This is a genomic window from Dermacoccus sp. Ellin185 (genome assembly GCF_000152185.1).
Classification (GTDB): Bacteria; Actinomycetota; Actinomycetes; order Actinomycetales; family Dermatophilaceae; genus Dermacoccus; species Dermacoccus nishinomiyaensis.
In genome coordinates, this window is the sequence record NZ_AEIQ01000042.1 from 1 (window position 1) to 23,505 (window position 23,505).

A 23,505-nucleotide genomic window follows, 5' to 3' on the forward strand; every position below is an offset into this window, starting at 1 on the left:
GTCGGCGAGGCGGCGGGCGGCGTCGAACGTGCGGTTGACGACCGTCACCTCGCCAAGACCGTGACGCACGAGCGTGTGGGTGGCGAGGGAGCTCATGGCGCCCGCCCCGACGACGACGGCGCGCACACCCGTCAGGTCGCCGAGCATGTTGCTCGACAGGTCGAGGGCGCGCTCGACGAGGGAGCGGCTGACGGTGTCGATGCCCGTCTCGGAGTGCACGCGCTTGCCGACGCGCAGCGCCTGCTGCACGAGCCGCGACATGACGGGGCCGATGCGCCCGGAGCGCTGCCCCTCGCGCAGGCTCTCGCGCAGCTGGGCGAGGATCTGGCTCTCCCCCACCGCGAGTGAGTCGAGGCCGGCGGCGACGTTGAACAGGTGCGCGACGGCGCGTTCGTCGAAGTGGACATAGAGGTGTTCACGCAGCTCGCCGAGGCCGACACCCGTCGCGGCAGCGAGCGCCTCACCGATCTCGGTGACGGCGCCGTGGAACGTCGTCGCATCGGCGTACACCTCGACGCGGTTGCACGTCGACAGCACGATCGGCTCGTCGACGTTCTCCCCCGCGAGCAGCCGCTCGAGCAGCGCCTGCTGACCTGCGGGGTCGAGAGAGGCGCGCTCCAGCACGGCGAGTGGCGCCGAGCGGTGGGACAGGCCGAGGACGATGACGCTCATGCCAGGAGCTCCTTCGTGGTGCGAGAGCGGGCGAGGCGTGAGTGCTGCTCACGGAACGCGAGGATCTGGAGTTCGCCCGCCATGTCGACGCCGCGCACCTGCACGTCGGCGGGCACGGTCAGGACGGTGGGGGCGAAGTTGAGGATGCTGCGCACACCGGCGACGACGAGGCGGTCGGCGACCTGCTGCGCCGCGGTGGCGGGCGTCGCGATGATGCCGATGACGCCCTCCCCCGGCTCGGGTCGCAGCGCCTCGAACGGGACGATGACGCGGCCGCCGACGTCCGTGCCGACGACGCGCGGGTCGTCGTCGATGAGCCACTTGATGTCGAAGCCCTTGACGCCGATGCCGCCGTACGTCGCGAGCGCACGCCCGAGGTTGCCCATGCCGACGATGGCGACGGACCACTCGCGCTCGAGGCCAAGAGCGCCGGCGACGTGGTCGGCGAGGGTGACGATGTCGTAGCCGACACCGCGCACGCCGTACGAGCCGAGGGCCGACAGATCCTTGCGCAGCTTGGCGGAGGAGACCCCGGCCTGCTCGGCGAGCGCCTCGGAGGAGATTCGCTCCTGCCCCACCGCGGCGCGCTCGTTGAGCACGCGTAGATACACCGGTAGCCGATTCACGGTGGCGTCGGGAATCTCCCGGCGCTCTACGTGCTCGGTGCTCACGGCAGCTACGGCCTTTCCTCGGGGCTCACGCGCTCACTTCGCGGTGCGGGGCGCGTATACCAAACGCCCGCACAGGCGTTCGCGGGACCCCCCGAGCTTAGACCTTGTGCACCGAGGCACAAAGTGGCGTGACGTCGTTCACGTCCGCGTGATGACGCGGAATGAGGGCCATTTCGACGCGACGGGACCTTGGTCCCTACCTCCGCCGACGCCCGCCCGTGACGGCGCGGCGCAGCCGATCCTCGTCGACGCGCCAGTAGTCGTGCTGCTTGCCGTCGACCAGCGTGACGGGGATCTGCTCGGCATACTTCGCGACGAGATCGGGCTGCTCGAGCATGTTGATCTCCTCCACCTCGGCGCCCGTCTCGGCGGCGACCTTCTCGACGACGGCGCGCGCGTCGTCGCACAGGTGGCAGCCGGGCTTGGTGATGAGGGTGATTCTTCTCACAGCATCATCGGGGGTGCGCCCGAGAGCGCGTCGCAGCGGGGAGACGTTCATCGCATCAGCCTAGGAGCATGCCCCGAGCATGCAACAGGCCCCTGCCGCGGGGCGGCAGGGACCTGGAGCGTCAAGAGTGATCAGGTCACTTCTTGTTGCGACGCTGGTGACGCGTCTTGCGAAGCAGCTTGCGGTGCTTCTTCTTGGCCATGCGCTTGCGGCGCTTCTTGATGACGGAGCCCATGAGTGAACCGTTCCTTACCTGTTGTCCTTGGCGATGCCCGTGCCGACATTCGCCGGTGCGTTCCTGCCCCACCGCGAGGTGGGTCGGCCACGGGAATATCTGAGCCATCCTATCGTCTGCTGTTTTGCTGCGCGACTCGTGGGGGTGACGCGCCGTTCACCGGCGAGTGCTTCGACGTCCCGTCGTGGCGCTCGCGCCCATCGCCCACGGGTCGTCACTGCCGGGCAAGGTGGACGTCAGTCGAACCAGACGTCGAGGCCATGATGCGGGAAGACGGCTTCACGTGTCGCCATGACGGCCTGGTCGACCTGCGACTCGGGATGCATGCCGGAGGCCCACGACTGGAACCATACGTCGTCGTTCTCGGCGACACCGTCACCCATCTTCGTCGGCGCCGTGCGCCCCGTGATGGCCTCGACGTGGCGGCGCCACTCGTCCGGCGTCGGCGTCTCGAGCGGGATCGGGTGATCGGCGGCGATGGCCGTCAGGTGCGTCCACGAGCGCGGGACGACGTCGACGAGCTCGTACCCGCCGCCGCCGAGCGCGACCCAGCGCCCGTCGCACACGTCGTGCGCGAGCTCGTGCAGCGACTGATGCGCCATCTTCTGCGCGTCGACCGTCAGCACCATGTGCGCGAGCGGGTCGGAGTAGTGCGAGTCGCAACCGTGCTGGGTGACGAGCACCTGCGGCGCGAAGGCCGTCACGACAGGGTGGACGACGGCGTGCAGCGCGCGCAGCCACTCGGCGTCGCCCGTGCCGGGCGGCAGCGACACGTTGACGGCCATGCCCTCGGCCTCGGGCCCGCCGCAGTCGCGGGCGAAGCCGGTGCCGGGGAACAGCACGGTGCCCGACTCGTGGATCGAGATCGTCAGCACGCGCGGGTCGTTCCAGAACGTCTTCTCGACGCCGTCGCCGTGGTGGACGTCGATGTCGACGTACGCGACGCGCTCGACGCCCTGATCGAGCAACCACTGGATGCCGATCGCCGCGTCGTTGTAGATGCAGAAACCGCTCGCCGCGTCGGGCATCGCGTGGTGCAGGCCGCCGGTGAAGTTGACCGCGTGCTCGTACTCACCGGTGTGCACGGCCTGGACGGCGCGCAGCGTACCGGCCGCGATGAGCGCGGAGACGTCGTGCATGCCGACGAACGCCGGGTCGTCCTCCGTGCCCAGACCGAACGACGTATCGGCGTCCGCCGGGTTCGCCGATGCGGCCTTGACGGCGTCGACGTACGCGCGCGAGTGGACGCTGAGGAGGAACTCGTCGCTTCCGTCGGGCAGGCGCGGCGCCTCGACGTCGACATGCCCCAGAACGCCGAGACCCTCCGCGAGGCGCGCAGTCAGCGCGAGCCGCAGAGGGTTCATCGGGTGACCCTCACCGAAGTCGTACCGCGTCAGCGCGGCGTCCCAGATGACGAGGGTCGGGTGGGGCATGACGTCAGTGACGCGCGTCGAGGACGTCGCTCGGGATGGAGGTCTCGTCGGCACCGACCGGGTAGACGAACGCAGCCTCTTCCTCGGACTCGGTGTCGGACGAGTTCGGGTTCATCGGACGACGGTGCTCGGTCGGCAGGAAACCGCGGCTCGACGCGAACGCCACACCACGCGCGTTGTCGGTGCCGACCCAGTAGATGACGGCGCCCAGGTTCTCCTTGCGCGCCTGCTCGAGAACAGCTTCGAGCAGCGCGACGGCGACGCCCGTGCCACGCGCGTCGGGCGTGACCCACAGGCCGAACAGCTCGCCGTACGGCGACTCCTCGTCGTCACGCACATCGCTGCGGAGCGAGACGACGCCGACCTTGTCGCCGTTCTCGTCGGTCGCGAGGATGCGGCGCGCACGCGCCATGCGTCGACGCCACGCGCTCTCGTCGAGCTGCTTCTCGGCGGACGACGACGCCGCGAAGGCCTCGGGCGACTCCTCGAGAGCGCTCAGGCGAACGTCGCGGTAGATCTGCCAGTCGTCTTCGCCAAGGGTTCGTACAGTCAACGCAGTCATACGCATATCGAACCACGTTTGGCTGAGCCGATGGGCGCTGGGGGGGCCGTGCGCCGGATGCCGGGGGCAGCGGCCGCGATGAGGCGCGCAATCTGCTTGCCCGTCAACGTTCTTGGATGGGTGAACATCGGGTGAACGAGCGATCGAGGGGCGGACGGAAGCGAGTCGAGGAAGCGCCGAAGCGTCGCACGAACGACACGCCCCACTGATTCAGCCGTGTTGATTCTTCCCTGCTGGTTCTTCCCGCCGATCGAGCCCTACGAGCTCAACCCATCGACGCGGACTTGTCGTGGCAGGCCTTCATCGCCGCCACCATCGCCGCGCGCACGGCCCGCTGGTCGAGTTCGGCGAGCGCCGTGATCGTGGTCCCGCCGGGGCTCGAGACCTTCTCGCGCAGCTGGACGGGCGACTCCCCCGACTCCGCGAGCATCGTGCCCGCGCCGACGATCGTCTGAACGGCGAGCCGGTGCGCGACATCGCGCTGCAGGCCGAGCAGGACGCCCGCCTCGATCATCGCGTCGGCGAGGTAGAACAGGTACGCCGGGCCGCTGCCGGAGACCGCCGTCACGGCGTCGTGGTCCTTCTCGGCGACCGTGATGACGTCGCCCGACGCGGCGAGGAGCGTCTTCGCGCGCGCCAGCTGGTCGTCGTCGCAGTGTGCGCCGGGCGTCACCGCGTGCATGCCCGCCCCGACCATCGCGGGAGTGTTCGGCATGACGCGGACGACCGCGGCGCCGTCGGGCAGGTGCTCCTCGAGCGAGATGGTCGATCGCCCCACGGCGAGGCTGACGACGACGGCGCCGTCCGCGAGATGCGGGCCGATCTCCTCGAGCACGTCGTCGAGCTGGTACGGCTTCACGCCGAGCACGACCGTCTCGGCGCTCGCGACGGCGTCGGGGTTCGACGTCATCGTTGCGACGCCGTACTTCTCGCGCAACTGCGCGCCACGCTCCTCGCGACGCGACGTGGCGACGACGTCATCCGCGTCGAAACCGCCTGCGAGAGCGCCGGCCATGACGGCCTCGTTCATGTTGCCGGTGCCGATGAACGCGATGCGGCGGGCGGACTTCGTCATGTCATCTCCTGCGTCGAACGGGGTTGGGCAGCGTCAGTGCCAACGACGGCCGTCCCGCGAGCGCGCTCGCGACGTATGTCGACCACATCGGGCCGTACGGGACGACGACGCGGCGCGCGAAGGCGTCATCGTGGTGGGTCGGGGCCGTGACGCCGAGCGGGGTGACGACCTCGGCGCCCTGCGCGTCATGGCGGCGCACGAGGGAGGCGGCGATGTCGAGCAGCAGCGCGTCGTCGGTGTCGAAAGCCGTGACGGCCTGCGCGTCGAGCAGCGCCTTCGTGATATCGACGAACGCGTTGCCGCTCTCGCGCGCCGATGTCATGCCGAGCGCGGCGTCGAGGCGTTCCGTCGTCAGACGCACGCGACGCCCGTTCGTGGCGAGGTCGCTCAGGTCGTCGGACGCGCCGCGCAGGCGGGTGGGCAGCACGATGCCGGTCTCCGGAAAATCCTGGCGCAGTTCGTCGCCGAGCACGTAGACGGCCTGGATGTAGAGGGGGTCGGTGACGGTGAGCGTCAGCGTCACCCCCGCGTTGCGCGCGGCCTGCCCGACCTCGCGCAGACTGTTGATGAGGACGCCGCCCCAGACGTCATCGGCGAAGACGCCGAACGTGCCGACGTCGATCGTCAGATCCGGTGACGGCGCGCCGGTCGCGGCGAGCGCGCTCACTGCGCCGATCGTGTCGGCCTGGACGGTGAGCAGGTCGTCCGTGCTCGCCGGCGGCACGAGCAGCGGGCGCCACGAGATACGGGGATGTTCGTCGGGGCTTTCAGCGGTAGTGGCGGCTGCTGCGCTCGTGAGTTCGTCGGTGAGGCGGATGGCGTCGTCGATGCTCTCACCGGCGACGAGCGACTTCGCCGCGGCGCGCGCGATCGGCCCACGCGACGCCGCCGAGACGACCTTCGACGTGGCTGCGGGCAGACGCGGACCGAACGAGTACTTCGGCATCGGCGCCACCTCCTTCGTCGACGTTTCGACCCAGCCTACGTGGCCCATCCGTGCGTCGGCACACCGTCTCGCGGCTGCACGGGGCGGGTTCGTCAGAACGGCGAACTGATGCGTCCGGCCCCGATCGCGAGGTGCAGCCGCGCGAACGCGAGCGCCTCGGCGAGGTCGACGAGCCGGTCTTCGTCGGACAGGCGTCGCGTGCCGACCTCGACGACGACGTCGCCGCCGAACTCGTCACGCGCGAGCATCTCGAGCATCTGCGCGCACGGCTGCGTGCCGCGCCCCGGAACGAGGTGCTCGTCCTTGTAGGAGCCGAGCCCGTCGGCGAGGTGGATGTGGCTGAGGCGGTCGCCGAGTTCTTCGGCAACGGCGATGGCGTCGCTGCCGGACGTCGCCGTGTGCGACAGGTCGAGCGTCGTGTGCGCGTAGTGGTTGCGCCGCAGATCCCAGTGGGGCAGGTACGCCTGCACCTCGCGTCCGCGAGCGCGCCACGGGAACATGTTCTCGACGGCGAGCTTGATCTCCGGGTGGCGGGCCTCACGTTGCGCGACGCCGTCGACGAACCCCGTCGCGTACTCCTTCTGCCACCGGAACGGCGGGTGCAGGACGACCGTGCCGGCTCCCACGTCGCGCGCGAGGTCGACGGAACGGTCGATCTTGCCCCACGGCTCGTTGCCCATGACACGTTGCGTGAGCAACAGCGTCGGGGCGTGGATCGACAGGATCGGCACGCCGTGACGTTCGGACAGCTCGCGCAGGGCCCGCGCGTCCTGGCTCGCCGGTTCGGTCCAGACCATGACCTCGACGCCGTCGTAGCCGAGTTCGGCTGCGATGCGGAAGGCCGCCGCCGTGCTCAACGGGTAGCACGACGCGGTGGACAGACCGACGCGGATGCTCACGCCAGCGCGTCCAATCGGCGCAGGATGAGCCCCTCGCGCAACGCCCAGGGGCACACGTCGAGGGAGTCGACGTCGAACAGATCCATCGTCGCCTCGATGACGACGGCACCGGCGAGCACCTGCGCGCTGCGTTCGACGCTGACGCCGGGCAGCTGCGCGCGTTCGGTCGCCGTCATCGCCGCGAGTCGCGGGACGAGGTCACTGAGGCCTGCGCGGGCGAGCGAGCGCGGCGCGAACGGGCCGTCGCTCGACGGCGCGGCCCCCGTCAGGCGCGCGAGGGAACGGATCGTCTTGCTCGTGCCGACGGTGCGATCAGGTGTGCCCCAGCGCGTCAGATCCCGTGCGACGCCGGCGATCTCGGCGCGCACGCGCGTGCGCAGGGCGCGCAGATCTTCCGCGGACGGCGGATCGCCCGCCAGCTCACGCGTGAGGCGCCCGGCCCCCAGCGGCAGACTGACGGCGGTGTCGGGCGTCTCGTCGATACCCGTCGCGAGTTCGAGCGAGCCGCCGCCGATGTCGATGCCGAACAGTCGCCCGCTCGACCAGCCGAACCAGCGGCGCGCGGCGAGGAACGTCACGCGCGCCTCCTCCTCGCCCGTCAGCACGCGCAGCTCCTGGCCGGTGTGCTCACGCACATGATCGAGGACGGCCTGACCGTTGGGCGCCTCGCGCACCGCGGACGTCACGAACGACATGAGTTCGCTGATGCCGGTGTCTTCGGCGATCGTCACGCATTCGCCGACGAACTGCGTCAGATCGGCGATACCGGATGCGTCGATGAAGCCGTCGGCGGTGACGTGTTCGGACAGGCGCAGCACGCGCTTGTGCGACATCGCGGGCAACGGCTGGGCGCCGGGGTGCGCATCGACGACGAGCAGGTGCACGGTGTTGGAACCGACGTCGATGACTCCGAGGCGCATGGTCGCAGGGTATCCGGCTCAGCGGAACGTGGGGTACCAGGCGTCGTAGTCGGTCTCCAGCTGGGTGAGGCCCTTGTGGAAGTGCCGCTGCGCGAGGGTCTCGATGTCGGTCGTCGTCGTGACGGCGTCGGTGTAGAACGCCATGACGGCGCCGTTGCCGTACGTGTCGCGCAGGAAACGCGCGAACGTGAACGCCACGTAGTACGCGTCGGCGGCGTTCGCGCCGCGCAGTTCCTCGTCGCTCGGCAGATGCGGACGGATGTCGGTGCGCTTGTGCGGCGCCTGCGGGACGAGCTTCTGGCCGACGTACTCGGCCCACCCCTCGAGCAGCCACAGCGGCCGCGTCTCGCGCAGCTTCTCGAGCGTGAGGGCGTGGAACGCCTCGTGTGCGAGCGTCTCGCGGGCCGTCACGTCGTTCGCGTGACGCACCGTCCACGGCGCGGCGACGACGAACGGCAACGTGCCGCCGCGCGTCACCGTGCTCGCGAGCTGGCTGCCCGGCTCGGTGCCCGTGTACTTCTTGAAGTCGGCGTCGTCGCGCGGCACGACGACGAGCAACGGGTTCGCAGAGGCGTGACGGTCGAGGCCGCGCACGGCGGAGACGGCGCGCTCACTCGCCGTCACGATGCCGGAGGGGATGACGGCGTGCGCACCGGCGACGATCATCGCGCCACCCTTCGACTGCGTGCGCGGCGTAGCCCCGGCCTTCTCGGCGATGCCGCTCTGCGCCATCCGGGCCGCGGGCGTGGTGGCGGGGCTCGTCGTCGAACTCGAGGTGGGGTTCGAGGCGCTGCGCGTCGTGAGGGCGCTGCACCCGGTCAGCAGGGAGAGTGCGAGGGTGCCGGCAGCGAGGCTCGTGCGCGAGGTCATGCGTGGCCTCCCCTGTCGGCGTCGCGGGTGTCTGCGGCGGAACCTCGACGATACCCGCGCCGGGCGGCGAGCACCTATCATCGCGGGCGTGGCTGAATGCGATCTCGAGATACCGCGCACCTGGGTCGAGTTCGACGACCCGGCGAGCGAGGCGGACGCCGTCGAGCGCTACCGCTGCGACCTCACGTGGTTGACGTCGAACTGGACGTGCACGTTCGGCGACGAATGCTGCGGCATCGATGCGTCGAAGCCCGACCTGGGATGCTGCGTGCTCGGCGCGCACTTCACCGGCGACGAGGACGAGGCGCACACCGCGTCGGTCATGAAGACGTTGACGCGCGACGAATGGCAGTTCTACGACGAGGGCCACTCGGCTGACGGCTGGGTCGAGGTCGACGAGGACGGCGACCGCAAGACGCGCGTCGTCGAGGGTGCCTGCATCTTCTTGAACCGGCCGGGATTCGGTGACGTCACCTCGTCGGTGGAGGGTTCGGACGACGTGAGGACGGCCGGCCCCGGCCTGGGTTGCGCGCTGCATCAGAAGGCGTGGGCGACGGGCGTCGAGCCGTGGTCGCTCAAGCCCGAGGTGTGCTGGCAGTTGCCGATCCGACGTTCGTATCGTCGCGTGACGCTGCCCGACGGTGAGGAGTATCTCGAGACGACGATCGCCGAGTACGACCGTCGCGGATGGGGTTCGGGCGGCCACGACCTCGACTGGTACTGCTCGGGCAACTCCGAGGCGCACGTGGGAGCCGAGCCGGTCTACGTCTCGCAGCGACCCGAATTGGTCGAGCTCATGGGCCAGGCCGCCTACGACGTGCTCGTCACGTACTGCGAGGCGCACCTCGCAGCGGCTGCCGCGCTGGCCGTCACCCCTGCCGGACGCGACCTGCTGCCGTTGTACGTGCATCCCGCGACGCTGGAGGCCCAGGGCCGCTGACGCACTGTCGTGCATGAGGATGCCCTGCTCGGTGGGGCGGCAGGCATGGCCCGCTCACACCCCTTGGCGTTCAATACCGTGACCGTGGAAACATTGGGATGCGGCGACGGGCGAAGCGAGCCCTCGACGCCGCCGTCAAGCCCCAGAGGAGCACTGTGCCGTGAACGCCACCGCCCCCTCTGCCGCCGAGTACGACTACCGCGTGGTCTGGTCATCGGTTGATGGCGCGTTCGTCGCCACCTGCGCCGAGTTCCCCTCGCTCTCATGGCCGGCCGACTCCCAGACGGCTGCGCTCACCGGCATCGCCACCTTGGTGGACGACGTCCTGACCGACATGCGCGCGTCGGGTGAAGAACCGCCGCTGCCTTTTTCGCGGCGGACGTACTCGGGAAAGTTCAACGTCTGACTGCCGCAGGAGCTTCACCGTCGACTGGCGCGGGAGCCGGCCCAACAGAATGTCAGCCTCAACCAGTACGTCGTGAGCAAACTGGCGTCGTGACGAGCTGCGGCATGGTGCACTGCCGGGGTGACTCTTGAACCGGCCGTGGAGATGCTCTGGGAAGATGCCGACCCGCCTGTCGTTCTCGCGGAACGGTTCGGCTTCGACTCCGCAGGTGCCGCGGCAAACTGGGTCGCGGGCGCGCTTTCTTCTCGGTACTCGCTGGCACCTGACGCCTGCGACCGCATCATCCTCAGTGACGGCAACGCTCTCGCGTGGGTCACGTGCGATGGCGAACCGTTCATCGCAAAGTGGTCCGTGGTGCCGGATCGCTTCGCGCGGCTGGCCGCCACGGCGCGGCTGACGACATGGCTCGGCGATCGCGGGCACCCTGTCTCCGCACCTGTCGCCGCACTGGACGGCCGCACTCAGCTCGAGCTCGACGGCATCTCACTCAGCGTGCAGCGGGTCGCGCCCGGCCAGCACCTCGACGTCGGGGATCTGCAGCTCGTCCGTGAGGCAGGCGCCACACTGGCTCGACTCCACGCCGACCTTGCCGCTTACCACGACGCCGCTGATTTCCCGCGGCCACGAACGCCCGCCCTCTCGTCGAAGGAATCCATCGAGGCCTGGGCTGCAGGTGATCTGCAGCATCTGCCGGCTGACGCGGTGAGACTTCTCGTGCGCATGCTGGCGAACGTGTCGGATGCCCAGCCGCCCGCACATCTCGTCCACGGCGACTACCGGTCGGCAAACATCCTGACGCGGGACGGTGAGATCACGGCCGTGCTCGACTTCGAAGAGTTGCGCTTCGACTCCCCCGTCGGTGAACTCGCGCGATCCGCCGTCATGCTCGGCACGCTCTTTCACGGCTGGGAACCGGTCTCTCCCGCTGTGCATCGAGCCTTCAAGGATGGCTATGAGGACGTCAGAGCACTGTCGGAGGACGAGTCGAGATGGTGGCCCCTTCTGACGCTGTGGTGGTCGCTGCTCATGGTTCCGGCCGGCGACGATCCGACAGGGTGGGGTGCGGCTACCGACGAGATGGCGCGCCGCCTGACCCGCGACACCGAGTGCTGACCTGGCCGGGTGCCGTCATCCCTCGATTTTCGCCGATCTTGCGTCATGAGCGCGCGCCGTTTTCACGCGTTGATGACACAACATCGCGACGGCCGTGGCTGAGGGGGCGAAGGACGCTCCCGAGGGCGGCTGAGCGCACGATTACCCGCTATCCCGGGGTTGTCGGCGCTCACGTCTAGGGTTTCGACCATGGCGAGCAAGGCTTCGAAGCGAACGACGTACCGCTGCACCGAGTGTGGGTGGCAGACGGTCAAGTGGGTCGGGCGATGTGGTGAGTGTCAGGCGTGGGGCACCGTCGAGGAGGTCGGCGGGCCCGTCGCCGTGCGCACGCAGGCGGCGTCGAAGGTCGCCAACCCGGCGAAGCCGATCCGCGAGGTCGACGCGACGAAAGCCTCCATCACGACGACGGGGGTCGGCGAGTTCGACCGCGTCCTCGGTGGTGGCCTCGTACCGGGCGCCGTCATGCTCGTCGCGGGAGAGCCGGGCATCGGCAAGTCGACGCTGCTGCTCGACGTCGCCGCGCGCGCGGCACGCGCTGACACGAAGGTGCTCTACGTCAGCGGCGAGGAATCCGCGGCGCAGGTGCGTCTGCGCGCCGACCGCACGGACGCCGTCGCCGACACGCTCTACCTCGCGAGCGAGACCGACCTCGCCACCGTGCTCGCGCACATCGATGCGGTCCAACCGACGTTCCTCGTCATCGACTCCGTGCAGACGATCGCGAGCGCCGAGGTCGACGGTTCGGCCGGCAACGTCTCGCAGGTGCGCGAGGTCGCGGCCGCCATCATCCAGGTGGCGAAAGCCCGCAACATCTCGACGGTGCTCGTCGGGCACGTGACGAAGGACGGTTCGATCGCCGGCCCCCGTCTGTTGGAGCACCTCGTCGACGTCGTCATCACCTTCGAGGGCGAACGTCACTCGCGTCTGCGGCTCGTACGCGCGGTCAAGAACCGCTACGGGCCGACCGACGAGGTCGGTTGCTTCGACCTGTCCGACGGCGGCATCCAGGGTCTGTCGGACCCGAGCTCACTGTTCCTCACCTCGCGCGACAAGCCCGTCGCGGGTACGTGCGTCACGGTGACGCTCGAGGGTCGCCGACCACTCGTGACGGAGGTACAGGCGCTCGTCGCGCCGTCGGCAGGTGGTTCGCCGCGCCGCACGACGTCAGGGGTCGACTCCTCGAGGACCGCGATGATCCTCGCCGTCCTCGAACGCCGCGCGGGTGCCCCCGTCAGCCGTGCCGACTGCTACGTCTCGACGGTCGGGGGCGCGAAGCTGAGCGAACCGGCGTCCGACCTCGCCGTCGCGTTGTCCCTGCTCAGTTCGGCACAGGAGAAACCGCTGCCGGCGGGGCTCATCGCCGTCGGCGAGGTGGGACTTTCGGGAGACATCCGCGCCGTCAGCGGTGTGGCGCGACGTCTCGCCGAGGCCGCGCGCATCGGGTTCGACAAGGCGATCATTCCTGCCGGGTCGCTCGGCACCGAGAAAGCCCCCGCGGGCATGCGAATCGCCGAGTGCGCCGACCTCGGCTCGGCGATGCGTGCCGTCGGAACGGCATCAGGTGATTGAGCGGCCCGGTCAGCGATGCCCCGAGGGCCCGGATTCCCACCTGCCAGTTGAGTCGTTTACGTCCCGACGATTCAGTCACGACTGACTCATCCTCACCCACGTGACGCAGCCGCCCCGCCACCGCGCCCGAGACACCCCAGGCGACCATCAGCACCCCCACCGACCACGACGTGATCCATCCACCCACCCCGGCCACGGTTTCCCTAACCTGGAAGACAACCCCTCACCACGTGTGGCCACCATCACAGGCCGCAATCGGTACTGCGAAGTAACCCAAACCCGGCACTAAGGTGCCAGAGGCATCGAGCGCGCCGCATGGCTGCGCCGAGTACGACGACGACCTGAGGATGAACCAGACGTGTTTTCCGGACGTAACGCCCGCGCTGCCGCTCTGCCCGCGCAGCTGTCCCGTAGCTGGCTGCTCGCCAGCGCCATGAAGCCCGAACTCTTCGACGCGGCCCTCGCCTCCGAGGCCGATTCCGTCATCTTCGACATCGAGGATGCCGCGCCTGCGGCCGACAAGTCCACGGCGCGCGACAACGTCGTCAAGGCCCTCGAGGACGGCGCGACCGGTTGGGTGCGCATCAACGACATCAACACCGAGTTCTGGGAGGACGACCTCAACGCCCTCCACGGCATCCCCGGCCTGCGCGGCGTCATGCTCGCGAAGACGGAGAAGCCCGAGCACGTCACGCTGACGGCGATGCGCCTCAACCCGGGAACCCCGGTCCTCGCGCTCGTCGAGTCGGCCATCGGCATCGAGAACGCAACGTCGATCGCGTCCGCCCCGGGCACCTTCCGCCTCGCGTTCGGTGTCGGCGACTTCCGCCGCGACACCGGCGCGGGCGCCGACCCGATGGCGCTCGCGTACGCACGCTCCAAGCTCGTCGTCGCCTCCCGCGTCGGCCAGCTGCCCGGCCCGATCGACGGCCCGACCCTCACCGACTCCGAGGACGAGCTGCTCGAGGCGTGCAAGGTCACCCAGAACATGGGCATGACGGGCAAGCTGACGCTGCGCATCGACCAGACCGACCCGATCAACCGTGGCCTGTCCCCCAGCCACTCCGAGATCGAGTGGGCCGCCGAACTGCTCGACTCGCACGAGCACGGCGGCGGTACGCGCGACGGCAGCTACGCGCCGCGCCTGGCACGAGCGCAGAAGATCCGCAATCTCGGTGAGTCCTACGGGCTCTGGACGGTCTGATCAGCAGACATCGCGACACCTGAGCGGGTGGGTGCGGGCCGCCACGTCACGATGTGGTGTCGGCGCGTGCTCGCCCGCACCCGCAGTCAGTAGAGTTCACGGTGGGTGAGGAACGAGACGAGCAGGTGGGTCATGGCAAAAGAGGCAAGTGTGACTGAGCGATCCAACGAGGCCCTGCTCTGGGAGACCCTCGCCGTCATCGCTCCCGGCACCGAACTGCGTGACGCGCTCGAACGCATCCTGCGCGGGCGCACCGGAGCGCTCATCGTCGTCGGGCACGACGACGTCGTCGACAAGATCTCGACGGGCGGCTTCCCGATCAACATCGACTTCTCCGCGACGCGCCTGCGCGAACTCGCGAAGATGGACGGCGGCATCGTCGTCAGCTCCGACCTGGAGAAGATCATCGGTGCGGCGATCCAGTTCGTCCCCGATTCGAGCATCGAGACGCGCGAGTCCGGCACCCGTCACCGCACGGCCGAACGTGTCGCGAAGCAGACCGGTTTCCCCGTCATCTCCGTCAGCCAGTCGATGCAGATCATCGCCGTGTACGTCGGCGGCATGCGTCACGTGCTCGAGGGCTCGCCCGCGATCCTGTCGCGCGCCGGGCAGGCGCTGCAGACGCTCGAGCGGTACAAGAAGCGCCTCGACGAGGTCACTGGCTCCCTCTCCGCTCTCGAGATCGAAGACTTGGTGACGGTGCGTGACGTCGCCCAGGTGCTGCAGCGCCTCGAGATGGTGCGGCGCATCAGCGAGGAGATCTCCTCCTACGTCGTCGAACTCGGCACCGACGGACGCCTCATCGACCTGCAGCTGCAGGAACTCATCGGCGCCCTCGGCAACGACCGTGAACTCGTCATCCGTGACTACCTGGAATCCGCACGCGACGGCTACCCGCTCGAACAGGCCGACGCGAACCTCGCCTCGCTGAGCAACGACGACCTCATCGACGTCAGCGCCAACGCGCGCGCGGTCGGCTTCCCCGTCGCGGGTGACGCGCTCGACGCCCTCGTCACTCCGCGCGGCTACCGCCTGCTGTCGAAGGTGCCGCGCCTGCCCGCCGCCATCATCGATCGCCTCGTCGACCACTTCGGCAGCCTGCAATCCCTGCTCGCCGCCGACTTCGACGACCTGCTCACCGTCGACGGCGTCGGCGAATCGCGTGCCCGTGCGGTCCGCGAGGGTCTCTCGCGCCTGGCGGAGAGCAGCATCCTCGAACGCTACGTGTGAGCACGCCGCTGCCCGAGGAGCGTCGCGACGACCTCGTCGCACGTCTCAACGCCTGGTTCCTCGATGCCGCGCGCCCGCTGCCATGGCGCTCCCCCGACACGACGCCGTGGGGCATCTTCCTGTCCGAGGTCATGAGCCAGCAGACGCCCGTCGCGCGCGTGGCTCCGATCTGGCAGGAATGGCTCGAGCGCTGGCCCACCCCGTCGGACCTGGCGGCCGCCGCGCCAGGTGAGGCCGTCCGTCACTGGGGCCGCCTCGGCTACCCGCGTCGTGCCCTGCGGCTGCACGACGCCGCCGTCACGATGGTCGAACGGCACGGCGGCGAGGTGCCGTCGACGCACGACGAGCTGCTCGCGCTGCCCGGCGTCGGCGAGTACACGGCAGCGGCTGTCGCGTCGTTCGCGTTCGGTGAGCGCGTCACCGTCATCGACACGAACATCCGACGCGTCGAGGCGCGTACGGTGACCGGCGTCGAGTTTCCCCGACCCAACCTGAGCGCCGCAGAACGCCGACTCGCCGCGCTGCTGCTGCCGCAGGACGATCACGTGCTGTGGAACGCCGCGTCGATGGAGTTCGGAGCGGTCGTGTGCACCGCGAAGGCCCCCGCCTGCGGTACCTGCCCGATCATCGACGCCTGCGCCTGGCAGCTCGCGGGCGCGCCCGTCTACGACGGCCCCGCCCGGCGCGGGCAGGCCTGGGCCGGCACCGATCGGATGGTGCGCGGCAAGCTGCTCGCGGTGCTGCGCGAGGCGCACGGCCCCGTCGAACGCGCCCGCCTCGACGAGGCCTGGGACGACGACGCCCAGCGTGAGCGCTGCCTCTCATCGCTCATCACGGACGGTCTCGTCGACCCCATCGACGACGAGCTGTTCGCGCTGCCCGGCCACCGCTGAGCCACCCCCTCAGACGACGATGTCGGTCGGTCAGTGAAGCGTCAGCTCGCGTGATCGGCGTGCGGCCCGGCCTCCGTCGGCTTCACGTACGCAGCCTCGGAGTTGGCCGGCGCGTGGAGGTGGAGCGATTCCATCACCTCGGCGAGAACCGCTTCCTGCCCACCCTTCGCCTCGACGACGATGCCCGGCTCGTCAGCCTGCAGCGGCTCGAGCGTGTCGAGCTGGCTCTGCAGCAGGGACGCCGGCATGTAGTGGCCCTTGCGCTCGGCGAGACGCTGTTCGAGCTGCTCGCGCGAGACGTCGACGTGGCAGAACGACACCGTCGGGCGCCCCTCGCGGAGCAGCTCACGGTAGCTGCGCTTGAGCGCACTGCACGTGATGACGGCGCTCTTGCCGAGGCTCTCGTGCTCGTCGATCCACTCGCCGATCTTCGTCAGCCACGGCCAGCGGTCCTCGTCCGTCAGCGGGATGCCGGCGCGCATCTTCTCGACGTTGGCCTGCGGGTGCAGGTCGTCGCCCTCGACGTACGTCCACCCCATGGCGTCGGCGAGACCCGTCGCGACGGTCGTCTTTCCCGAGCCCGAGACGCCCATGACGATGACGAACTGGGACTGCGGTTGTGTGCTCATGCTTTTCACCCTAACGTTCGATTCTTCACCCGAGAACTGGCTCTGGCCACCGGCCCGTTCGCGGACATCGGTCCCCCTGGACGACGAACCCCCTTGCGCGCAGATGCACCCGGGTGCATCTGCGCGTAAGGGGGTTCGGTGAGTGCGAGCGCCCTGCGTCTCAGACGATGAGGTGCAGGATCCAGACGCAGGCGAAACCGACGACGGAGATCACCGTCTCCATGAGCGACCACGACTTGAGCGTCTGCACGACGCTGAGACCGAAGTACTCCTTGACGAGCCAGAACCCGGCGTCGTTGACGTGGCTGAAGAACAGCGAACCCGCGCCGATGGCAAGCACGACGAGGGCCAGCTGGTTGGAGTCGAGGTGCGCCACCATCGGCGCGACGATGCCGGCCGCGGTGATCGTCGCGACCGTCGCCGAACCCGTCGCGAGACGGATGCCGACGGCGACGAGCCACGCGAGCAGCAGCGGCGAGAAGTTGCTGCCGTCGGCCCAGTCCTTGATGACGTTGCCGACGCCCGCGTCGACGAGGAGCGTCTTGAAGCCACCACCGGCGGCGACGATGAGGATGATGCCGGCGACGGCGGGCAGGCCCGCGCTCATGATGCCGTTCGTCTTCGCGATCGACAGGCCGGCGCCCTCGCCGAGCAGGATCATCGCGACCATGGTCGAGATGAACAGCGCGACCGGCGGGTTGCCGAGGAACTCGATGACGGACAGCGCCGTGCCCTTCTTCATGCCGGCGATCTCGGCGATGGCCGAGATGAGCATGAGGACGACGGGCAGCAGGATGCACGTGATCGCTGCACCGAACGACGGGCGACGCGTGGGCGTCGTGTCGTTCTTCGCGTCGACGGCGGTGGCGCCGTCGTGCTCGCCACCGCCATGCGCGCCCGAACCCGCGTCGCGGACCGAGCCGTCGGCAGCGAGCGCCGCAGGAGCATCGACGGGCACGAGACGCGCGACGAGGCGCCCGAGCAGCGGGCCGGCGACGATGAGCGTCGGGATGGCGGCGATGATGCCGAACAGCAGGGTGCGGCCGGTGTTGGCGTGGACGGCCTCGATCGCGGCGGCGGGGCCGGGGTGCGGCGGCACGAAACCGTGGAGCACCGACAGGCCGGCGAGGGCCGGGATGCCGATGAGCAGCACCGGCTGCTTCGTGCGGCGCGCGACCGACAGGACGATCGGGATGAGCAGGACGACGCCGATCTCGAAGAACATCGGCAGGCCGATGATCGCGGCGACGAGCGCCATCATCCACGGCAGTGCGGCGGCCTTGACGCCGCCGACGAGCTTGTCGACGATCGCGTTGCCGCCGCCGGAGTCGGCGAGCAGCTGACCGATCATCGCACCGAGGGCGACGAGCAGACCGACGGAGCCGGCGGTCTTGCCGAAACCGGTCGTGAAGCTGTCGACGGCGGGCTTGCCTGGCACCTGGGCGACGGCGGCGAGCGCCGCGCTGCCGAGGATGAGGCCGAGGAACGGGTGGAGCTTGAACGCGCTGATCGCGAGGACGACGACGGCGATGCCGGCGAGCGCCGCGAGGGTGAGTTGCCCGGACGACGCGTGGGAGATCGGCCCGGTCGCGTCCGCTGCAAGAAGGTGAACCATGTGCGATGGCCCTTCCCTGATGGGTGGTCAATGAGGCGCGGCCACTCGTCCAAGAACGGCCAACCGGCTCACAGTAGTCGTCGAGCCCATGCATGCACCTCTGCATCGGCTGACGAATGGACAACAAACGTTTTGCTCAACCGCGCTCTTCCGAGCGTCAGAGCGTCAGCAGCATGCGCGTGTTGCCGAGGGTGTTGGGCTTGACGCGGTCGAGGTCGAGGAATTCGGCGACACCTTCGTCGTACGACTGCAGCAGTTCGTCGTAGACGGTTCGCTCGATCGGGATGCCTTCGATCTCGACGAACCCGTGGCGCGCGAAGAAGGCGGTCTCGAACGTCAGGCAGAACACGCGGTCGACGCCGATGATACGCGCCTGGTGGATGAGGGCGTCGAGCAGGCGCCCTCCGACGCCGTGGCCGCGGACGTCGCCGGACACGGCGAGCGTTCGCACCTCCGCGACGTCCTCCCACATGACGTGCAGCGCACCGCATCCGACGATGTCGTCGTCGAGCTCGGCGACGATGAACTCGCTCAGGTTCTCGTAGTAGCTGACGGCCGGTTTGTCGACGATCGCCTTCGACTCCACGTACGGCGTCACGAGCCGTCGGATGCCTCGCACATCGGCGGCGCGGGCACGGCGAAGCACGACGGAACTCATGCACTCCACCCTAGGCACTCGCTTCGGGGCCGCAGCCGCGCGTCCCAGCTGACGAACCCCGTCAAGCCCACCCGACGAGAACACGACGGTGCGGCCCGCCTCCCCCCAGGGAGGCGGGCCGCACCGCACAGGTCACCGCGCATCAGACACGGTCGGAACGTCGATCAGACCGCGGCAGCGCCTTCGCCGCCACCGGGACCACCGCCGACGGCGCCACCGAAGTCGATCGGACCCGACAGGTCGTCACTGCTCGGCGTCGCGCCCTTCATGTCGGTGTCGACCTTGTCAGACGCCCGCGTGTGCTTCGACAGCGAGATCGGCGTGCCGGAGAACGTGAACGTCGCCTCCTTGCCTTCGCCCTCGACGTCGACGAGCACGAGGTCGCCCTTCGAGATCTCGCCGAAGAGGATCTTCTCGGACAGCTGGTCCTCGATCTCGCGCTGGATCGTGCGACGCAGCGGACGTGCACCGAGAGCCGGGTCGTACCCGCGCTTTGCGAGCAGATCCTTCGCGCCCTGCGTGAGCTCGATCGCCATGTCCTGATCCTTGAGGCGCTCGTCGAGCTTCGCGACCATGAGGTCGACGATCTCGACGATCTCGGCCTGCGACAGCTGCGGGAACACGATCGTGTCGTCGACACGGTTGAGGAACTCGGGACGGAAGTGCTGCTTGAGCTCCTCGCCGACCTTCGCCTTCATCCGGTCGTAGTTGCTGCGCTGGTCGTTGCCCGCGGCGAAGCCGAGGGAGACGCCCTTCGCGATGTCGCGCGTGCCGAGGTTCGTCGTCATGATGATGACGGTGTTCTTGAAGTCGACGACGCGGCCCTGGCTGTCGGTCAGGCGGCCGTCCTCCAGGATCTGCAGCAGCGAGTTGAAGATGTCGGCGTGAGCCTTCTCCACCTCGTCGAACAGCACGACCGAGAACGGCTTGCGACGCACCTTCTCCGTCAGCTGGCCACCCTCTTCGTAGCCGACGTAGCCGGGGGGCGAACCGAACAGACGCGAGACGGTGTGCTTCTCCGCGTACTCGGACATGTCGAGCGTGATGAGCGCGTCCTCGTCACCGAAGAGGAACTCGGCGAGCGACTTGGCGAGCTCCGTCTTGCCGACACCCGTCGGGCCGGCGAAGATGAACGAACCACCGGGACGGCGCGGGTCCTTGAGGCCCGCACGCGTGCGTCGGATGGCCTGCGACAGCGCCTTGATGGCGTCGTCGTTGCCGATGACGCGCTTGTGCAGCTCGTCCTCCATGCGCAGCAGACGCGAGGACTCCTCCTCCGTCAGCTTGAACACGGGGATACCGGTCGACGCGGCGAGAACCTCTGCGACGAGCTCCTCGTCGAGGACGGCGGCGAGGTCGACGTCGCCGGCCTTCCACTCCTTCTCCTTGGCCTCCTTCTCCTCGACGAGCTTGCGCTCGTCGTCACGCAGGGCAGCGGCCTTCTCGAAGTCCTGGCTGTCGATGGCCGATTCCTTCTCACGACGCACGTGAACGATCTTCTCGTCGAACTCGCGCAGCTCCGGCGGAGCCGTCATGCGACGGATGCGCAGACGCGCGCCCGCCTCATCGATGAGGTCGATCGCCTTGTCCGGCAGGAAGCGATCGGTGATGTACCGGTCGGCCATGTTGACGGCCCCGACGAGCGCGGCGTCCGTGATCGTGACGCGGTGGTGCGCCTCGTAGCGGTCGCGCAGGCCCTTGAGGATCTCGATGGCCTGCGGGATCGTCGGCTCGTTGACCTGGATCGGCTGGAACCGGCGCTCGAGCGCCGCGTCCTTCTCGATGTGCTTGCGGTACTCATCGAGCGTCGTCGCACCGATCGTCTGCAGCTCGCCACGAGCCAACATCGGCTTCAGGATCGAGGCAGCGTCGATGGCACCCTCGGCCGCACCGGCACCGACGAGGCTGTGGATCTCGTCGATGAACAGGATGATGTCGCCACGCGTGCGGATCTCCTTGAGCACCTTCTTGAGGCGCTCCTCGAAGTCACCGCGGTAGCGCGAACCGGCGACGAGCGAGCCCAGGTCGAGGGTGTAGAGGTGCTTGTCCTTGAGCGTCTCGGGCACGTCACCCGCGACGATGTCAGCGGCAAGACCCTCGACGACGGCCGTCTTGCCGACGCCGGGCTCACCGATGAGCACCGGGTTGTTCTTGGTACGGCGCGACAGCACCTGCATGACGCGCTCGATCTCCTTCTCACGCCCGATGACCGGGTCGAGCTTGCCCTCACGGGCAGCCTGCGTGAGGTTGCGACCGAACTGGTCGAGCACCGTCGAACCGGCCGGGGTGCCCTCGGCGGGGCCACCCGACGACGACGCGCCGACGCCCGCGGCCTGCGGCTCGCCCTTGCCCTGGTATCCGGACAGGAGCTGGATGACGGTGGTGCGCACCGTCGACAGGTCTGCGCCGAGCTTGACGAGCACCTGCGCGGCGACGCCCTCACCCTCGCGGATCAGGCCGAGCAGGATGTGCTCGGTGCCGATGTAGCTGTGACCGAGCTGCAGCCCCTCGCGCAGGGACAGCTCGAGAACCTTCTTCGCGCGCGGCGTGAAGGGAATGTGGCCGGACTGCGTCTGCTGCCCCTGGCCGATGATCTCCTGAACCTGCTCGCGGACGGCGTCCAGCGAGATACCCAGGGATTCGAGCGCCTTCGCGGCGACGCCCTCCCCTTCGTGGATGAGGCCCAGGAGGATGTGCTCCGTGCCGATGTAGTTGTGGTTGAGCATGCGCGCTTCTTCTTGCGCGAGCACCACGACCCGACGGGCGCGGTCGGTGAACCGTTCGAACATGTCATCTCCTCGATGCCGAGATCTCACACGATGCTAGCCGGGGCGGGTGACGACGTCAGCGTGACGCCGCATCCACCACCGGTCTTCGAAGGTGCCAACGCCGCGTGTGCCCGCCGTGTTCCGCTCCGGGCGCGTTTGGCTGCTGCGTTCGCCCAGGGCGGAACCTCGCGCCCCGATCCCGGTCGGCAGGGGCGCATGCCCTCGTGGGTCTGCCCCACCCATGACGGTCGTCACGGATAGGCTGGACACATGACTGACGGCCCCCTCGAGCTTCGCGTCTTCGGCCTCGACTTCGCGGTGAACGTGCAGCCCGAGCGTCGTGACGCCGTCGCGCGTCAGTGGCACTGGTGCCGCCCGGACGCGCCGTCACAGCGCACGATCGCGCCCTTGCCGAGCGCGCCACATCGGGTGGGTCGGGGTGGCAGTTCGGTCGGCAGCGAGAGCGCTGCAGGCTTGCGAGCAGCCGGGACGGCTGAGGTCGAGCCGGTCGACATCGCAAAGACGATCACCGTCGATCGAATCGATGACGCCCCCGGCAGCGGCTCCGACACCGGCGACTACACGTTGACGACGACGCTCACCGGCCGCGCCATCTCGGCGCGTGCGGGCGAGTTTGTCATGCTCCACGCCGGTGGAGTCTGCGACCCCGACACGGGCGTCGTTGCCGGTCTGTTCGCAGCGTCGGGCACCGGCAAGACGACGGCGACGCAGCACTACTGCACGCACGGCTACGGCTACGTCACCGACGAGACGCTCATCTTCAACGACCGCCGCGACGTCATGCCCTACCCCAAGCCGCTGTCGGTGCTCGTCAACCCGGGTGTCTCCGGCGTCAAGACGCAGCACTGCCCCGACGACCTCGACATGGCGCCGCCTCGTGACGGCGCGTTGCGGCTCGGGCCGCTCGTCCTGCTCGACCGCATTCGTGACGACGCCCGCCCTGACGAGAGCGTCAACGGCGGCGATGCGGAAGCTGACGCCACGCGCGCCGCGCCCGACCGTATCGATGCCGAGGACGACAACAGCGCCAGCACTCACGAGCCCGGCGAGGCCGAGCTGAGCGAGATGCCGCTGTTCGAGGCGTTGACGCTCATCCTGCCGCAGTCGTCGGCGATGCCGCAGATCGACGGTTGCCTCGACCTGCTCGCCCGGATAGCCTTCGCCGGCGGCGGCGTCCAACGTCTGCGTTATCGCGAGATCGCCGACACGCTCCCCCTCTTGCGCGACGTGTTCACGCTGGCGCCGCAGGAGCCGTTCTGGCGTCACGTGCCCGGCACGTGGTGGACGCAGCAGCCCGACGTCGACCCCTACCTGCCGCTCGCGTCGGCGACGCTGGATGCCGACGTCACGGCCGGCGATGGCGACGATGATCGCGCCTTCGCCACGCGCGAGGATCCCGTCGCGAGCCCTGCGGACAGCGCCGAGGCCCTGACCAACGACACCGTTCTGACGCTCGCACCCTTCGTCGACGCCCTCGTCGACGAGGACGCGCTCGAGGTGCTGACGCTCATCGGCTCGACGCCCGCGCACCTGCACGGTCTCGGCGCCGTCATCCACCTGACGCTGCTCGACGGCCCCCGCTCGCTGGCTGACCTCGTCGACGTCTGCACCGCCACCCTCGGCGAGCACCCGGATGCCAACGCGCTCGTCAGACGTGCGGCCCACGACCTGCTGACGAACCGCGTCGTCCGCGTCATCCGCTGACACCTGCCCCGCTGGGGCGTTCCG

The 23,505-nt window shown here is 69.2% G+C and carries 24 protein-coding genes; 9 read left to right on the forward strand and 15 right to left on the reverse strand.

Going from position 1 to position 23,505, the window contains the following annotated elements; genetic code table 11:
• The 11 genes from hemA to HMPREF0321_RS02545 form a co-directional block, all read right to left on the reverse strand.
• A partial coding sequence (gene hemA, locus HMPREF0321_RS02500; protein WP_006943985.1) for a glutamyl-tRNA reductase occupies nt 1–672 on the reverse strand: 672 nt, incomplete at its 3' end.
• Nucleotides 669–1,343, reverse strand: coding sequence for a redox-sensing transcriptional repressor Rex (locus HMPREF0321_RS02505; protein ID WP_006943965.1), 675 nt, complete (start codon nt 1,341–1,343; stop codon nt 669–671). The genes hemA and HMPREF0321_RS02505, both read right to left, overlap by 4 nt.
• Nucleotides 1,344–1,539: 196 nt before the next feature.
• On the reverse strand, nt 1,540–1,842 hold the full coding sequence (locus HMPREF0321_RS02510; RefSeq protein ID WP_006944000.1) for a glutaredoxin family protein: 303 nt from the start codon (nt 1,840–1,842) through the stop codon (nt 1,540–1,542).
• A gap of 85 nt (nt 1,843–1,927) precedes the next feature.
• On the reverse strand, nt 1,928–2,026 hold the full coding sequence (locus HMPREF0321_RS15315; protein WP_003792170.1) for a 30S ribosomal protein bS22: 99 nt from the start codon (nt 2,024–2,026) through the stop codon (nt 1,928–1,930).
• Between the two features lie 236 nt (nt 2,027–2,262).
• Nucleotides 2,263–3,459, reverse strand: coding sequence for an acetoin utilization protein AcuC (locus HMPREF0321_RS02515; RefSeq protein ID WP_006943961.1), 1,197 nt, complete (start codon nt 3,457–3,459; stop codon nt 2,263–2,265).
• Between the two features lie 4 nt (nt 3,460–3,463).
• The gene (locus HMPREF0321_RS02520) at nt 3,464–4,021 is read right to left on the reverse strand and encodes a GNAT family N-acetyltransferase (RefSeq protein WP_006943987.1); all 558 of its coding nucleotides are present in this window, start codon (nt 4,019–4,021) and stop codon (nt 3,464–3,466) included.
• A 265-nt stretch (nt 4,022–4,286) separates the two neighbouring features.
• The gene (gene proC, locus HMPREF0321_RS02525) at nt 4,287–5,096 is read right to left on the reverse strand and encodes a pyrroline-5-carboxylate reductase (protein WP_006943993.1); all 810 of its coding nucleotides are present in this window, start codon (nt 5,094–5,096) and stop codon (nt 4,287–4,289) included.
• A 1-nt stretch (nt 5,097) separates the two neighbouring features.
• A complete protein-coding gene (locus tag HMPREF0321_RS02530) occupies nt 5,098–6,042 on the reverse strand; it encodes a hypothetical protein (protein ID WP_139023531.1) in 945 nt (314 codons plus the stop codon).
• 92 nt (nt 6,043–6,134) lie between these two features.
• The gene (locus HMPREF0321_RS02535; RefSeq protein ID WP_006944003.1) at nt 6,135–6,941 is read right to left on the reverse strand and encodes a sugar phosphate isomerase/epimerase; all 807 of its coding nucleotides are present in this window, start codon (nt 6,939–6,941) and stop codon (nt 6,135–6,137) included.
• Nucleotides 6,938–7,861, reverse strand: a complete 924-nt coding sequence (locus tag HMPREF0321_RS02540; protein ID WP_006944028.1) for a Ppx/GppA phosphatase family protein — start codon at nt 7,859–7,861, stop codon at nt 6,938–6,940. The genes HMPREF0321_RS02535 and HMPREF0321_RS02540 overlap by 4 nt, the downstream gene beginning before the upstream one ends.
• 18 nt (nt 7,862–7,879) lie before the next feature.
• Nucleotides 7,880–8,731 carry a hypothetical protein gene (locus HMPREF0321_RS02545; RefSeq protein ID WP_006944001.1) on the reverse strand — a complete coding sequence of 284 codons (852 nt, stop codon included), beginning with the start codon at nt 8,729–8,731 and terminating at the stop codon, nt 7,880–7,882.
• An 88-nt stretch (nt 8,732–8,819) separates the two neighbouring features.
• Here HMPREF0321_RS02545 and HMPREF0321_RS02550 point away from each other — a divergent pair, with 88 nt between their 5' ends.
• The 8 genes from HMPREF0321_RS02550 (at nt 8,820) to HMPREF0321_RS02580 (ending at nt 16,086) form a co-directional block, all read left to right on the forward strand.
• Nucleotides 8,820–9,671 (forward strand): hypothetical protein, encoded by an 852-nt coding sequence (locus HMPREF0321_RS02550; RefSeq protein WP_006944013.1) that lies wholly within the window; start codon nt 8,820–8,822, stop codon nt 9,669–9,671.
• A gap of 160 nt (nt 9,672–9,831) precedes the next feature.
• Nucleotides 9,832–10,077, forward strand: coding sequence for a hypothetical protein (locus tag HMPREF0321_RS02555; protein ID WP_006943984.1), 246 nt, complete (start codon nt 9,832–9,834; stop codon nt 10,075–10,077).
• Nucleotides 10,078–10,170, forward strand: coding sequence for a toxin-antitoxin system HicB family antitoxin (locus HMPREF0321_RS16925; RefSeq protein WP_255569631.1), 93 nt, complete (start codon nt 10,078–10,080; stop codon nt 10,168–10,170).
• 27 nt (nt 10,171–10,197) lie between these two features.
• Entirely contained in the window at nt 10,198–11,190 is a 993-nt protein-coding gene (locus HMPREF0321_RS02560; RefSeq protein ID WP_006943978.1) for a phosphotransferase enzyme family protein, read from the forward strand.
• A gap of 189 nt (nt 11,191–11,379) precedes the next feature.
• Complete coding sequence (gene radA, locus HMPREF0321_RS02565; RefSeq protein WP_006943940.1) at nt 11,380–12,759, forward strand: DNA repair protein RadA; 1,380 nt, start codon at nt 11,380–11,382, stop codon at nt 12,757–12,759.
• Between the two features lie 358 nt (nt 12,760–13,117).
• The gene (locus tag HMPREF0321_RS02570) at nt 13,118–13,963 is read left to right on the forward strand and encodes a CoA ester lyase (RefSeq protein ID WP_006943934.1); all 846 of its coding nucleotides are present in this window, start codon (nt 13,118–13,120) and stop codon (nt 13,961–13,963) included.
• 132 nt (nt 13,964–14,095) lie between these two features.
• The gene (gene disA / locus HMPREF0321_RS02575) at nt 14,096–15,193 is read left to right on the forward strand and encodes a DNA integrity scanning diadenylate cyclase DisA (RefSeq protein ID WP_040014335.1); all 1,098 of its coding nucleotides are present in this window, start codon (nt 14,096–14,098) and stop codon (nt 15,191–15,193) included.
• On the forward strand, nt 15,190–16,086 hold the full coding sequence (locus tag HMPREF0321_RS02580) for an A/G-specific adenine glycosylase (protein ID WP_006943954.1): 897 nt from the start codon (nt 15,190–15,192) through the stop codon (nt 16,084–16,086). Before disA ends, HMPREF0321_RS02580 begins: the two co-directional genes overlap by 4 nt.
• Nucleotides 16,087–16,127: 41 nt before the next feature.
• On the opposite strand, the gene HMPREF0321_RS02585 is transcribed toward HMPREF0321_RS02580, so the two are convergent.
• From HMPREF0321_RS02585 to HMPREF0321_RS02600, 4 genes are all read right to left on the reverse strand, one after another.
• Entirely contained in the window at nt 16,128–16,715 is a 588-nt protein-coding gene (locus tag HMPREF0321_RS02585) for a gluconokinase (protein WP_006943996.1), read from the reverse strand.
• Nucleotides 16,716–16,875: 160 nt separating this feature from the next.
• A complete protein-coding gene (locus HMPREF0321_RS02590; RefSeq protein WP_006943952.1) occupies nt 16,876–18,330 on the reverse strand; it encodes a GntP family permease in 1,455 nt (484 codons plus the stop codon).
• A gap of 157 nt (nt 18,331–18,487) precedes the next feature.
• The gene (locus HMPREF0321_RS02595; RefSeq protein WP_038569464.1) at nt 18,488–18,988 is read right to left on the reverse strand and encodes an amino-acid N-acetyltransferase; all 501 of its coding nucleotides are present in this window, start codon (nt 18,986–18,988) and stop codon (nt 18,488–18,490) included.
• A gap of 164 nt (nt 18,989–19,152) precedes the next feature.
• Nucleotides 19,153–21,777 carry an ATP-dependent Clp protease ATP-binding subunit gene (locus tag HMPREF0321_RS02600; RefSeq protein WP_006943950.1) on the reverse strand — a complete coding sequence of 875 codons (2,625 nt, stop codon included), beginning with the start codon at nt 21,775–21,777 and terminating at the stop codon, nt 19,153–19,155.
• A gap of 249 nt (nt 21,778–22,026) precedes the next feature.
• On the opposite strand from HMPREF0321_RS02600, the gene HMPREF0321_RS14620 reads away from it, so the two are divergent.
• Complete coding sequence (locus HMPREF0321_RS14620; RefSeq protein ID WP_006943936.1) at nt 22,027–23,481, forward strand: hypothetical protein; 1,455 nt, start codon at nt 22,027–22,029, stop codon at nt 23,479–23,481.
• Nucleotides 23,482–23,505 lie beyond the last annotated feature (24 nt).